Genomic DNA, 13,033 nt, shown 5'->3' with positions numbered 1-13,033 from the left:
TGAGCGTAGTGGGACTACGCTCTTCGACCTTTTGCCAAAGCGGGCGCGCGGCTGGGGGCGACCCTTCGGGCGCCGCTGTCGCACCGACAGGGTGCGTCACGCTGCTTGCCCGATGTCCCACATCGCGCGGTGCAGCGCTCCAACCCTGTCGGCGCGACAGCGACGCGCAGGCCATGACCCGGTGAGAAATGCGGGCTAGCCATCCCGACGCTCAAGGGGAAGACCCGCGACGGGGCCGTGCCTCGCTCAAGTCATTTGCTCGAGGCGTTCGCGGATGGCCAGCAGGTCGCGCCAGGCCTCGCGCTTGAGCGCCGGTTGGCGCAGCAGGTAGGCGGGATGGAATATGGGAAGCGCGGGGATGGTCTTGCCCCCCGGGGTCTGGTAGTCGAGCCAGCGGCCGCGTAGACGGGTGATACCCTGGCTCTGACCGCTCAGGGCGCTGGCCGCGGTACCGCCGACCAGCACCAGCAGGCGGGGCGCCACCAATTCGATGTGGCGCTGCACGAAGGGCAGGCAGGTGATGACCTCGGCGCTGGTCGGTTTGCGGTTGCCGGGCGGCCGCCAGGAGATGATGTTGGTAATATAGGCGTTGCCGCGGTCTAGCCCGATGCAGGCGATCATGCGATCGAGAAGCTGGCCGGAGACGCCGACGAAGGGCTTGCCTTGGCGGTCCTCGTCGGCGCCCGGCGCCTCGCCCACGAACATCACCTGGGCCTCGGGATTGCCGTCGCCGAACACCAGGTTGCTGGCCGTGTGCTTGAGCGCACAGCCCTCGAAGCGCTGCATGGCCTGGGCCAGTTCGGCCAGCGAGCCGGCGGCGGCGGCCAGGGCCTGGGCGCTCTGTTGTGCGGCGGCCGGAGATTCGAGGTCGAGCGGCACGCTGGCGCCGGCGCGCGGCGGCCGGGCTGCGGGCAGCCGGATAGCTTGGGATCCCTCTGGCTCCGGCGCCGGCGGTACCGGCGGTGCCGGCGGTGCTGGCTGATAATAATTACGGGGCTCTGGCGCAATGGCCTCGTCGATCCCGGAATCGATGTACCAGGCGAGCAGGGCAAGAGCTGAAGGGTGGCTGTCGGTCATGGCTGGGGTCTCTCGCCAAAGCTAGCATGCGGCGCTTGCGGCGGCCAGCCAACGCGGTCATTGACCCGCGCCGGGCGGAGGGGCATAACTCGTTGCTTCCCTTTGTTTCCGCTGGTGTCCTTGTAGCCTGATCGGTCCGGCCGGAGTGTTTTGATGGCAGAAGAAAGCGTCGCCCGAGAGTCGATGGAGTTCGACGTGGTCATCGTCGGGGCCGGACCGTCGGGCCTGGGCGCGGCCATCCGCCTGCGCCAGCTCTCTGCCGAATTCGATACCGACATCACGGTCTGCGTTCTCGAAAAGGGCTCCGAGGTGGGGGCCCACATCCTCTCCGGTGCGGTGCTCGAACCGCGCGCCCTGAACGAGCTCTTTCCCGACTGGAAAGACCGCGGCGCGCCCCTGAATACGCCGGTCAGCGAGGAGAGGATTCTGTTCCTCTCGGCGGGCGGCTCCTTGCGCTGGCCAAACGCGCTGCTGCCGCCGCAATTCAACAACCACGGCAACTACATCATCAGCCTGGGCAACCTCTGCCGCTGGCTGGGCGAACAGGCCGAGGCGCTGGGCGTCGAAATCTTCCCCGGCTTCGCCGCCGCCGAAGTGCTGTTCAACGACGACGGCTCGGTCAAAGGCGTGGCCACCGGCGACATGGGCCTGGCCGCCGACGGCAGCCACAAGGCCGAGTTCGAACCAGGTGTCGAATTGCACGCCAAATACACCTTGTTCGCCGAGGGCTGCCGCGGCTCGCTGTCGCAAACCCTGATCGATCGCTTCGGGCTGCGGCACGACAAGGATCCCCAGATCTACGGCCTGGGCATCAAGGAGCTCTGGGAAGTGGCGCCCGAGCAGCACCGGCCCGGCCTGGTCGTGCATACCGCCGGCTGGCCCCTGGATGGGCAAACCTACGGTGGCGGGTTCCTTTACCACCTGGAGCAGAACCAGGTGGCGGTCGGCTTCGTGGTGGCGCTGGACTACAAGAACCCGCACCTCTCGCCCTTCGAGGAGATGCAGCGCCTCAAGACCCACCCGGCGCTCCGCGGGACTTTCGCCGGCGCCCGCCGCATCGCCTATGGCGCCCGAGCCATCAACGAGGGCGGCTTGCAGGCGCTGCCCAAGCTGGTGTTTCCCGGCGGCGCCTTGACCGGCTGCGCCGCCGGCTTCATGAACGTGCCCAAGATCAAAGGCAGCCACACCGCCATGAAGACCGGCATGCTGGCCGCCGAGGCCGCTTTCGAGGCGCTGCGTGAAGGTGGCGCGGGGGGCGACGAACTCGCCGGTTTCCCCGAACGCGTGGCCCATTCCTGGGTGCACGAGGAACTGCAGCGGGCACGCAATTTCCGGCCAGCTTTCCGCTGGGGGTTGTGGGCCGCCACCATATACAGCGGCATCGACCTTTTTCTGCTGCGCGGCAAGGCGCCCTGGACGTTGCACAACCGTCATGCCGATCACGACAGTCTGCTTCCCGCCGGCGCCAGTCCGGCCATCGACTATCCCAAGCCGGACGGCGAGCTTACTTTCGATCGGCTGTCTTCGGTCTATATCTCGAATACCAACCACGCCGAAGACCAGCCGGTGCATCTCAGGCTGGGCGATGCCGAGCTGCCGATACGGCGCAATCTGGCGGATTACGATGCCCCGGAACAACGCTACTGCCCGGCCGGGGTCTACGAGATCATCGACGAGGGCGGGGACGGGCCGCAACTGCAGATCAATGCCCAGAACTGCCTGCACTGCAAGACCTGTGACATCAAGGATCCCAGCCAGAACATTACCTGGGTGGTGCCGGAGGGCGGCGGTGGTCCCAATTATCCCAATATGTGACGTCGTGATGGCGGGCAAATTGGCTCAGCTGGGCCGCGGCCTTGGCGCCGCCCTGCTGGTCCTGGCTGGGTTGACGGCGGCCACAGGGGCGGCCACAGGGGCGGCAGCGGCGGAGGGCGCCAGCGAGGGCTCGGTCTACGGCAAGTACCTGGCCGGACGCCACGCCCACCGCAACAACGATGCGGTGGCGGCGGCGCGCTATTACGCCGAGGTCCTGGCCGAAGACCCGGACAACGAATTGCTGCTCCACCCGGCCTTCATCGTGACCCTGGCGGTGGGAAAGATCGACGCCGGCGTGGCGCTGGCGAAAAAGCTTCTGCGGAGCCAGAAACGCGACGTGCTGGGCAACCTGGTGCTGACTTTGCAAGCCGTCATTGCCGGCGATTTCGCGGCCGCGGAGAAGCAGTTGTCCAAGGCCAGCCGGCGCCGCAGCGGCGCCCTGCTGGTGCCGCTGGTCAAGGCCTGGACCCTGGCCGGCAAGCAGCCCGACAAAGCCCTGGCCGCGCTGGCGCCGCTCAAGAAGAAGAAATTCCGTCTCTTCGAGGCCTACCACCGGGCCCTGGTCAACGACCTGGCGGGGCGGGTACAAGCCGCCGACGAGGCTTTTCGCGAGGTTACCGCGAAGCAGGACTTCCGTTCGCTGCGCGAGATCGAGGCCTATGGTGGCTTCCTCGCCCGCCAAGGTCGTTTCGACGAGGCCACGGCACTCTACCGCTCGTTCCTCGAGGAAATCAGGGATCCCGACAATCCGCTTATCCTCGAGGCGCTCAAGGAAAGCCAGGGCAAAAAGGCCCCGGCCCGCCTGGTGCCCGACGTCAAGGCAGGACTGGCGGAAGTGTTCTACGGCGTCGCCGCGGCGGCGGCCCAGGGTCGGACCCGCGAGGTGGCCAAGGTCTACGTCCAGCTTGCCATCCACCTCCAGCCAGGCTCGGCCGTGGCGCTGACGCTGTTGGGCGGCCTCTTGGATCAGGACGAGCGCACGGCCGAGGCCAACGCCGTCTACGCCCGTATCGGCGGGGGCACGGCCTACGGCTGGCGGGCGCGCATCCGCATGGCCGACAACCTCAACCGTTTGGACAAGGTCGAGGCTGCCACCAAGCTGCTGCGCGGCATGGCCAAGGAACGGCCCCAACGCATCGATGCTCTGGTGACGTTGGGGGATATCCTGCGCGGACACGAGCGCTACGCCGAATCGGCAGGCATCTACGATCAGGCCATCTCTCGCATCGGCCAGCCCGAAAGCAAGCATTGGACTCTCTATTACGCCCGCGGCATCAGTCGCGAACGCACCAAGCGCTGGCCCGAGGCGGAGCAGGATTTTCTCACTTCGCTCGAGCTCAAGCCCGATCAGGCACTGGTGCTCAACTACCTGGGCTATTCCTGGATCGATCGCGGCCAGCACCTGGACAAGGCGCGCAAGCTGATCGAACGGGCCGTCGAGTTGCGCCCCCGCGACGGCTATATCATCGACAGCCTGGGCTGGCTGCTCTATCGACTGGGCGAGTTCGAGGGCGCCGTCAAGCAGCTCGAAAGGGCGGTTTCACTGCGGCCCCAAGACCCCATCATCAACGACCATCTGGGCGATGCCTACTGGCGCGCCGGTCGCCGCCTCGAGGCGGTTTTCCAGTGGCGCCACGCCCTGGTGCTGAAGCCGGACAGGGACACCATCCCGGTGATCCGGGAGAAACTCACCAAGGGGCTCAAGGAAGAGGTGAAGCCCGACTTCAAGCCGGGTGACAAGGATGCCACCGGCAATTGACGACGAGGGCCGAGCGTTTGGCTAACCAGGCGCCGGGGGTGCGGCTGCCAGCGCCCGCCAAGCTCAATCTGTACCTTCATGTACTGGGCCGACGGGCCGACGGTTATCATGAGCTCGACAGCCTGATCGTCTTCGCCCGGCACGGCGACTGGCTCGAACTGAGGCCGGCCGAGGCTTTGACGCTGGAAGTCACGGGCCCCTTCGCGGCGGCGCTGGAAAATCAGGCACCCGAGCACAACATCGTCATGCGGGCGGCCCGGGAACTGGCGGCATGGGCGGCCCGGACCGGCCGGCCCGGACCGCCCGGCCGGCCCGGCCTCACGGCCGGCGCCGAGATGCGGCTCTATAAGGCCTTGCCGGTAGCGGCCGGCCTGGGCGGTGGCTCGGCCGATGCCGCAGCGGCGTTGCGCGGACTGTTGACGCTCTGGCAAATCGAGCTGCCGGCCGGCGAACTGGCCACCCTGGCGCTCAGGCTGGGCGCCGACGTGCCGGCCTGCCTGGCGGGCCGGCCCACCATCGTGGGCGGCAAGGGCGAACACTTGCGGCCTTTGCCGACCCTGCCGCCGTTGCACTTCGTGATGGCAAATCCCGGCCCGGCGCTGGCCACCGGCCAAGTCTTTGCCGCCCTCGACCAAGCCGCGCCGTCGCCGGTGCCAACCTGGCCGGCGCCGGCCGATGCCCGGGCCCTGGTCGCCGCCCTGGCCGAGAGGCGCAACGATCTCGAGGCCCCGGCGCGGCGCCTGGTGCCCGACATCGCCGAACTCCTGGACCGCCTGGCCGCGCTGCCCGGCTGTCTGCTGGCCCGCATGTCAGGCAGCGGTGCCAGTTGCTTCGGACTTTTTGCCGGGGCCCAGGCGGCGGCCGCCGCGGCCGCCGGGGCGGCGCACTTGAGCCGCCAGCGGCCCCACTGGTGGATCCAGGCGACGGCGACGGCGGCCCCGGCGGCAGAGGCCTACGGTTGATGGCGGGCGCGGTTTCCCGCCTGCGGCTGGCGGCTATCGCTGTTGTCCTTGTGGCCTTGCTGGGGGCTGGCTGTACCGAGATGCTGGACAACCGCGCCGATCTCCAGCTGACCTGGGAAAAGGCCGTGGTGGCGCTGCCCCAGGTCACGGCCGGCAAGCCCAAGCTGACCACCATGGAAAGCCCCGAGGTGGCCAGCCACCTGGCGCGCTACGACCCCGGCGTCAGGCTGCCGCTGGTGCTCTACATGCACGGCTGCACCGGGATCGGCAACTTCAAGTTTTTCGAGCGCCTGGCGCGGGCCGGGTTCGCGGTCATCGCGCCCGACAGCCTGGCCCGGCGCTTCCGTCCGCTGCAGTGCGATCCCAAAACCCAGACCGGCGGCTACAACCTGTTCGTCTACGACCTCAGGCTGGCCGAGATCTCCTATGCGCTGCACCGCCTGTCGAGCCTCTCTTGGATCGATTTCGACAATCTCTTCCTGGTCGGCACCTCGGAGGGTGGGGTGGCGGCGGCGCATTACCGCGGCGAGGAGTTTCGCGCCCACGTCATCGCCCAGTGGACCTGCAACGGCGCCCACCGCGTGCGCGGCCTGACGCTGCCGGCGGCAACGCCGGTGCTGGCCATCGTCAGTGCCGACGATCCCTGGTATGGGCCGGAGCGCACCGCCGACCAGGAGGGCCATTGCGGCCAATTCCTCGGCGGCCGCCCCGATTCGGCTTCGTTCGTGTTGCCGCCGGGCAGCGGGCATGACGTTTTCGACGATGCCGGCGCCATCGAGACCATGGTCCAATTCCTGGTGCGGCAAACCCGGCGCAACTGATCCGGCAACGCGCTCTTGGTTGATCCCGGTTATTTCCGGGCAAAGCGAACCAAGTGGACGACCAGCGATCCCAGCCCGATGTCGGCTTCCAGGCGGACCACGATGGGCAGCGTTGCCGGCGCCAGGCGGGCAAACCAGACGTGGCCGGCCTCCGGCTCCTCGGTGCGCGGCAGCCAGGGGTTCCGGGAAAAACCGGCAATGCGGCGGGTGAGAGCCGAACAGCGCCGGGCCCGGCCCTTGAAAAAGGGTCCCTCGATGCTTTCCCAGCGCTCGGGCTTGAAAGTAATGTCGTAGCGCCGGCGGCCGTCGAAGATGGGCAGCACGAAGCGGCACGGCGTGGCAGCGCCCTCCGGCGCCACTTCGATGCCGGCCAGCAGGGCGGCGCTCAGCGGGTCTATGCTGCCGCCCAAGAGATCGCCGGGCACCGGCTGGCGGTCGTCGTCGGCGGCCTCGGGCAGCACCTCGATGCGCTGGGGGCCGGCGGCGGCGAAGCCCAGGCGCACGCTGCGCGGCTCGCCGAACCAGCTGTTGTCCTGGCGATGGAGCGTCGGCAGCGGCCGGCCCTCGAGCACCTGGCCCTGGGACGAGGCCTGGCTGCGAAAGCCGACGATGCGATCGATCAGGCCTTCGGAACGGCCCTGGGCGTCGATGCGGTAGTCGCGGGTGCCGAGCTGCAACTGGAAGCCGGCCCGGCCCAACAGGAAACCGCCGATATAGAGTTCATAATCCATCTCCAGGCGGTAGCCTTCAGCCGCCCGGGCGGAACTGCCGCCAGGCCAGGCCAGCAGCCAGAAGAGGGCGGCCAACAAGCCGGCCCAAGCGGCCCGGCGGGCGAAATATGTAGCGTAATACGTCATGAGGCAGCGCCCGCCAGTCATACCCATCTGACGGCGCCCGTCAATGGGGCTCGCGAGGATTGCAGCGGCCGTCCCGACGCTATATCAATCGGTCCTCGCCTCGCCCCAGCCACTAATCCGGGAGGACACAGGTCTTGGCCTTCGCCGACAACCTGACCGAGGAACGCCCCACTTTCGTCAGCCATCTCGAATGCGGCATGACGGGTGAACGCCTGCCGGCCGACCGCCTGCACCAACTTTCGCCCCAGGGCTGGCCGCTGCTGGTGCGCTACGATCTCGAAGCGCTGGGCCGGGCGCTCAAGCCGCAAGACCTCGAACGCCGGGCGCCGGATTTGTGGCGTTACCGTGAGTTCCTGCCGCTGCGGTCGTGCGCCAATATCGTCAGCTTGGGCGAGAGCATGACGCCGCTGGTGACGCTGCCGGGACTGAGCCGCCGGCTGGGCGGCGGCGAGATCCTGGTCAAGGACGAGGGGCGTTTGCCCACGGGATCCTTTAAAGCCCGGGGCCTGGCCGTGGCCGTCAGCATGGCCAAGGAACTGGGGGTGAAGCGCGCCGCCATGCCGAGCAACGGCAACGCCGGCGCGGCCCTGGCGGCCTATGGCAGCCGGGCCGGCCTGGAGACCTTCGTCTTCTGTCCCGACGACACGCCGGAGGTCAATTTGCGCGAAATCGCGCTGCAGGGTGCCAGGCTCTTCCGCGTCAACGGCCTGATCAACGACTGCGGCAAGATCGTCGGCCTTGGGCGTGAGCCCGCGGGCTGGTTCGACGTCTCGACGTTGAAGGAGCCCTACCGCATCGAGGGCAAGAAGACCATGGGGCTGGAACTGGCGGAACAGTTGGGCTGGCAGTTGCCCGACGTGATCTTCTATCCCACCGGTGGCGGCACCGGCCTGATCGGCATGTGGAAGGCCTTCGCCGAACTTGGCGAACTGGGTTGGATCGACGGCCATCGGCCCCGCATGGTGGCGGTGCAGGCCAGCGGCTGCGCGCCCATCGTCAAGGCCTTCGAGGAAGGCAGCGAACACGCCGAGCTCTGGCCCCAGGCCCAGACCGTGGCCAGCGGCATCCGCGTGCCGGCGGCGATTGGCGATTTTCTTATCTTGCGGGCGGTGCGCGAAAGCGGCGGCTTCGCCATCGCCGTCGACGATGCCGACATCGAAGCGGCGCAAGGGGCGGCCGCCCGGGAAGACGGATTACTGCTCTGTCCCGAGGGCGCGGCTACCGTAGCGGCCCTCGAGAAGGCCTTGGCCGAAGGCCTGGTTAATGTCAGCGATCGGGTGGTTCTCTATAATTGCGGCAGCGGTCTCAAATACCCCATGCCGGCGGCCGGCGAGCAGCTCGATTTGACGCAGCAAATCGATTTCGAGGCTGTAACGAGGCTCTAGCGCCAATACTGTTCATCTCAACACAAGATATGGTATACTGCATCCCTCTGACCACCATATAAAAGGGATGACATGGCACGGACAGTGGCCAAATTGCCTGCAGGGAGTCGGATTTCGGACCACATCAGCCTCGGGGTCATCACCAAGACTTTTCCCCGGCACTTGATTGACGGGGTTCTCGAACGAACGGGTCGGGCCAGTCTGCGGGAGCGGCAGCTTCCGGCGCCGGTGATGATGTACTACGTCATCGCCCTGGCGCTCTACGCGGAGGCTTCCTACGGCGAGGTTCTGCGCTGTCTTTTGGAGGGCTTGCGCTGGCCCTCGTGGTCGTTTGGGGTTGTTCCGGTGGCCGGTAAGTCGGGGATTTCCCAGGCCCGCAGCCGGCTCGGTGTGGAGCCGGTCAAGCAGTTGTACCAGCAAGCCGTTGGGCCGCTGGCGCAGCGAGAGACGAAAGGGGCGTGGTATGGAGACTGGCGCTTGGTGAGCATCGACGGCAGCACCCAGGAAGTGGCCAATGAGGCAGCCAACGTGGCTGCCTTCGGACGTCCGGGTGCCTCGCGCGGGCGTAGCGCCTATCCGCAACTCCGCTTCGTCTGCCTGGTGAAAACCGGCAGCCACGTTCTTTTCGGGGCCGAGTTGGGCGCCTACACCAGCGGCGAGCAGACCCTGGCCCAGGCCGTGGTGGAGCGTCTCAAGCCGAACATGTTGTGCTTGGCGGATCGCGGTTTCTTCAGCTTCGCGCTCTGGAGCCAGGCCGCGGCGACGGGGGCAGCGCTGCTCTGGCGGGTTGAGAAGAACCAAATCCCACCCTGCCAGCAACGGCTCTCCGACGGTTCCTATCTGAGCACCATCTATGCCTCGGCCAAGGATCGCCGCCAGGACCGTCAGGGGCGGCTGGTGCGGGTGATCGAGTACCGCCTGAAGGGCATCGCCGGGGCCGAGCCCCTCTACCGCCTGATCACCACCATCACCGATCCGGCCGAAGCCCCGGCACGGGAGCTGGCGGCGCTCCACCAGGAACGCTGGGAGATCGAGACCGCTATTCCCCCCTCAGCATAGGCTCGCCTTCCATGAGGCCGTGCTGGCGGAGATCCTCGAAGAGCGCGTGGTCTCCAACCGAGGCCGCAGAAATCCCCGCGCCGTCAAGAGAAAGGTGGGCAAATTCCCCATCCGATACCGTCAGTCCAACGCGCCGCCATCGCCCCGAATCGCCTACGCCAATCATATCACGATCGCAAAGTGAACAGCATTGGCATTAGCCCGCATTTCTCATTGGGTCCCGGCCTGCGTCGACGGACTGGCGCCAAGATACCAATGGCCATCCTTGCGATAGCGGTGCGGGCCGAACGTATAGCCGAGGAAGTCGAAGCTTCCCTGCCGGGCGTTCACGACCGTCGTTTTTGGCTTCGCTCAAGGCCAAGCCCAGCCGCCCCATCACCCTTTGTGCCCGCCTGCGTGCCGTGCCAACTATCCCGGTGGACCGGAACGGGTGCCCTCGTCGGTTTGCTTCCCCGTCCCGCGCGGCCTTCCCCGAATCTCAGGCGGGTCGGCGTCCACGACTTCACTTTCGAGGCCTGCTCAGGCCTCACTCTAATTACGGCCCGCAAGCTCGCTCAACCGCCCTAGGCGGCCTTTGTCGCAGGGCTTCGGCCCCGCGTTGGTTGCCCAACGAAACCGCCTGCCGGCTACCAAGTCAAACCGACTACTGCTCGGGTGGATCCTTCCTCCACCGGTGACATGCGCCGTCGGGGCGCACTGAGAAATGCGGCTCTAGTAACCACCTGCACGATTGGCGTTTGGCACAACGCCGACGGCGGCCTAGAATCGCCTCCCCCAGGAGGCAAATCCGTCATGAGCGCAACCATCGCCCTGGTCGATGACGACCGCAACCTGTTGGCCTCGCTGGCCATGGCGCTGGAGGCCGAGGGTTTTCGGGTGCGCAGCTACCATGACGGCGCCGAGGCCTTGCGCGGCCTGGGCGCCCAGCCGGTCGACCTGGTGGTGCTCGATATCAAGATGCCGCGCCTCGACGGCATGGAACTTTTGACCCGGCTGCGCCGCCACAGCGACGTGCCGGCGATCTTTCTCACCTCCAAGGACGACGAGCTTGACGAGGTGCTGGGCCTCAAGATGGGGGCCGACGACTACATCCGCAAACCCTTCTCGCTGCGCCTCTTGATCGAACGCATCCGGGCCCTGCTGCGCCGCGCCGAGGCGGCCCAGGCCGACGACCTCGAGGCTGCCGAAAAGGCCGTGGTGCGCGGCGACCTCACCCTCGACCCGGCCCGGCATCTCTGCACCTGGCGGGGCCAGCCGGTGCGCCTGACGGTGACCGAATTCCTGGTCCTGACGGCCCTGGCCCAGCGCCCGGGGCACGTCAAGAGCCGCGACCAGTTGATGGACGTGGCCTACCAGGACAACGTCTACGTCGACGACCGCACCATCGACAGCCACATCAAGCGCCTGCGTCGCAAGTTGCGCGAAGTCGATGCCGAATTCGCCAACATCGAAACGCTTTACGGCGTCGGCTACCGTTACCGCGAGGTCTGATGCTTGCGAGGATCGCCCGGCCGCCCGCTGCCGCTCCCAACCAGCCATCAATAATCCCTGTGGTAACCTGTGGCTGGTTGGGAGGGGGAGCGGGCGGCCGGGCGAAGTCCAATTAATAACATGGAGCAGCCAAGCGAGGGCCAGGCAACGACAGCGACGCCGCTGCCCAAGGTGCAAAAGTGGCACGAACGCCGGCTCTCGCGGCTGACGCTGCGCATCCTCGGCATCAACGTGCTGGCGCTGGGCATCCTGCTCGGCGGCTTGTTGTTTCTCGACCAATACCGCGAGGGCCTGATCGAGGCCAAGATCGCCGCCCTGGAGATCGAAAGTGGCATCATCGCCGGCGCCATCGGGGCCGGGGCCGTGGCCGGGCCGCCCGGCGGGCGCCGCCTCGATGCCGCGCTATCGGCGGAATTCTTGCGCCGTCTGGTGAGGACGCAGCGAACCAGGGCGCTGCTCTTTGATAGCCGCGCCCTGGTGATGGCCGACAGTCGCCGCCTGGGTGCCGCCGGGCGCCGGGTCGAGATGTTGCCGCTACCGCTGCCCGGCGGCGACTTGCCGGCGCTCGAATTCCTGGCCCGCTGGGCTGAATGGTTGACCCGCACCATGCCGGGCTGGGAAAGCTACCCGCCCTACCGCGAACAGCTCGAATTGCGCGCCCTTTATAGCGAGGAACTGGGGCACGCCCTGGCCGGCCACGCCGCCTCAAGCGTGCGCGAAACCCAGGACGGCGGCCTCATCGTCAGCGTCGCCATGCCGGTGCAGCGCTTCAAGCGGGTGCTCGGCGCGCTGGTGCTGACGGCCGGTGGCGCCGACATCCAGCAAAGCGTGCGCCAGCTGCAACTGGCCATCGGCCAGGTCTTCGCGCTGGCGCTGGGGGTGACGGTACTGCTCTCGCTCTATCTGGCCGGCACCATCGTCAGGCCCATCCGCCAACTCGCGGCAGCGGCCGAGATGGTGCGCCGCCGGCCCGGCCAGCGCGCCGCCATCCCCGACTTCTCGAGCCGGCGCGACGAGATCGGCGAGCTCTCGGCGGTGCTCGGCAACATGACGGCGGTGCTCTACGACCGGCTCGAGGCCATCGAGGCCTTCGCCGCCGACGTGGCCCACGAGGTGCGCAACCCCATCACCTCGATCCGCAGCGCCGTCGAGACCCTGGAACGGGGCCCCGAGCCGGCCCAGCAGCAGCGCCTGATGGCCATCATCGCCGACGACGTGCAGCGCCTCGACCGCCTGATCGGCGATATCGCCGACGCCTCGCGTCTCGATGCCGAACTGGCACGGGCCGAGGCGGCGCCGGTCGACCTCGAAGCCCTGGCCCGCACCCTGGTCGAAATCGAGCGCACGGAGGGCCGACCCGAAATCGATCTGAACATCGCCGCTACAGCACCCGGGGACTACGTCGTGCCGGGCCTCGAAGGCCGTCTCGGCCAGGTGCTGCGCAATCTGCTCGACAACGCCTTCACGTTCAGTCCCCCGGACAGCGTCATCGAGCTCGGCCTGCAACGCCGCGACGACCGGGTGCGCCTGCTGGTCGAGGACCGGGGGCCGGGCCTGCCCGAGGAAAAACTCGAGGCGGTCTTCGAGCGCTTCTACAGCGAACGCCCCGAGGGCGAGGCCTTCGGCCGCCATTCCGGCCTCGGGCTCTCGATCTCGCGCCAGATCGTCGAGGCTCACGGCGGCACGATCTGGGCCGAAAACCGCCATGACGCCGAGGGCGCGGTGGTGGGCGCCCGAATCGTGGTCGAGCTGCCGGTTTGATAATGCGGGTTAAGAACTTTCCGCCCGATTGACCGGCAATTGACTC

General features: G+C 67.5%; 10 protein-coding genes. 8 read left to right on the top strand and 2 right to left on the bottom strand.

Going from position 1 to position 13,033, the window contains the following annotated elements; all coding sequences use genetic code 11:
- Nucleotides 1-246: 246 nt before the first annotated feature.
- Nucleotides 247-1,077, bottom strand: a complete 831-nt coding sequence (locus QGG75_10365; protein MDP6067637.1) for a uracil-DNA glycosylase — start codon at nt 1,075-1,077, stop codon at nt 247-249.
- Between the two features lie 153 nt (nt 1,078-1,230).
- Between QGG75_10365 and QGG75_10360 the strand changes: the two genes are divergently transcribed.
- From QGG75_10360 to QGG75_10345, 4 genes are read left to right on the top strand one after another with little or no spacing between them, the layout of a single operon-like run.
- Entirely contained in the window at nt 1,231-2,892 is a 1,662-nt protein-coding gene (locus QGG75_10360) for an electron transfer flavoprotein-ubiquinone oxidoreductase (GenBank protein MDP6067636.1), read from the top strand.
- A 7-nt stretch (nt 2,893-2,899) separates the two neighbouring features.
- Nucleotides 2,900-4,651 (top strand): tetratricopeptide repeat protein, encoded by a 1,752-nt coding sequence (locus QGG75_10355; GenBank protein MDP6067635.1) that lies wholly within the window; start codon nt 2,900-2,902, stop codon nt 4,649-4,651.
- A complete protein-coding gene (locus QGG75_10350) occupies nt 4,648-5,613 on the top strand; it encodes a 4-(cytidine 5'-diphospho)-2-C-methyl-D-erythritol kinase (GenBank protein MDP6067634.1) in 966 nt (321 codons plus the stop codon). The genes QGG75_10355 and QGG75_10350 overlap by 4 nt, the downstream gene beginning before the upstream one ends.
- Nucleotides 5,613-6,434, top strand: a complete 822-nt coding sequence (locus tag QGG75_10345) for a hypothetical protein (GenBank protein MDP6067633.1) — start codon at nt 5,613-5,615, stop codon at nt 6,432-6,434. Before QGG75_10350 ends, QGG75_10345 begins: the two co-directional genes overlap by 1 nt.
- Before the next feature lie 29 nt (nt 6,435-6,463).
- Here QGG75_10345 and QGG75_10340 read toward each other — a convergent pair whose 3' ends face one another.
- Complete coding sequence (locus QGG75_10340) at nt 6,464-7,291, bottom strand: DUF3108 domain-containing protein (GenBank protein MDP6067632.1); 828 nt, start codon at nt 7,289-7,291, stop codon at nt 6,464-6,466.
- A gap of 134 nt (nt 7,292-7,425) precedes the next feature.
- Here QGG75_10340 and QGG75_10335 point away from each other — a divergent pair, with 134 nt between their 5' ends.
- The 4 genes from QGG75_10335 (at nt 7,426) to QGG75_10320 (ending at nt 12,987) form a co-directional block, all read left to right on the top strand.
- Nucleotides 7,426-8,676 carry a threonine synthase gene (locus tag QGG75_10335; GenBank protein MDP6067631.1) on the top strand — a complete coding sequence of 417 codons (1,251 nt, stop codon included), beginning with the start codon at nt 7,426-7,428 and terminating at the stop codon, nt 8,674-8,676.
- A 72-nt stretch (nt 8,677-8,748) separates the two neighbouring features.
- Nucleotides 8,749-9,735, top strand: a complete 987-nt coding sequence (locus QGG75_10330) for an IS4 family transposase (protein MDP6067630.1) — start codon at nt 8,749-8,751, stop codon at nt 9,733-9,735.
- Between the two features lie 792 nt (nt 9,736-10,527).
- Nucleotides 10,528-11,226 carry a response regulator transcription factor gene (locus tag QGG75_10325; protein ID MDP6067629.1) on the top strand — a complete coding sequence of 233 codons (699 nt, stop codon included), beginning with the start codon at nt 10,528-10,530 and terminating at the stop codon, nt 11,224-11,226.
- A 120-nt stretch (nt 11,227-11,346) separates the two neighbouring features.
- Nucleotides 11,347-12,987: a stimulus-sensing domain-containing protein gene (locus QGG75_10320; GenBank protein MDP6067628.1), complete on the top strand. Its 1,641-nt coding sequence runs from the start codon at nt 11,347-11,349 to the stop codon at nt 12,985-12,987.
- The last annotated feature ends 46 nt before the right edge of the window (nt 12,988-13,033 follow it).

Source organism: Alphaproteobacteria bacterium (genome assembly GCA_030740435.1).
GTDB lineage: Bacteria > Pseudomonadota > Alphaproteobacteria > UBA2966 > UBA2966.
Note: the sequence above shows the minus strand (reverse complement) of the source record. Positions and strands in the feature narration are given on the sequence as shown.

Coding starts and splice junctions, on each gene's coding strand:
- QGG75_10365 (MDP6067637.1), bottom strand. CDS start 1,077: ATGACCGACAGCCACCCTTCAGCTCTTGCCCTGCTCGCCTGGTACATC.
- QGG75_10360 (MDP6067636.1), top strand. CDS start 1,231: ATGGCAGAAGAAAGCGTCGCCCGAGAGTCGATGGAGTTCGACGTGGTC.
- QGG75_10355 (MDP6067635.1), top strand. CDS start 2,900: ATGGCGGGCAAATTGGCTCAGCTGGGCCGCGGCCTTGGCGCCGCCCTG.
- QGG75_10345 (MDP6067633.1), top strand. CDS start 5,613: ATGGCGGGCGCGGTTTCCCGCCTGCGGCTGGCGGCTATCGCTGTTGTC.
- QGG75_10340 (MDP6067632.1), bottom strand. CDS start 7,291: ATGACGTATTACGCTACATATTTCGCCCGCCGGGCCGCTTGGGCCGGC.
- QGG75_10330 (MDP6067630.1), top strand. CDS start 8,749: ATGGCACGGACAGTGGCCAAATTGCCTGCAGGGAGTCGGATTTCGGAC.
- QGG75_10325 (MDP6067629.1), top strand. CDS start 10,528: ATGAGCGCAACCATCGCCCTGGTCGATGACGACCGCAACCTGTTGGCC.
- QGG75_10320 (MDP6067628.1), top strand. CDS start 11,347: ATGGAGCAGCCAAGCGAGGGCCAGGCAACGACAGCGACGCCGCTGCCC.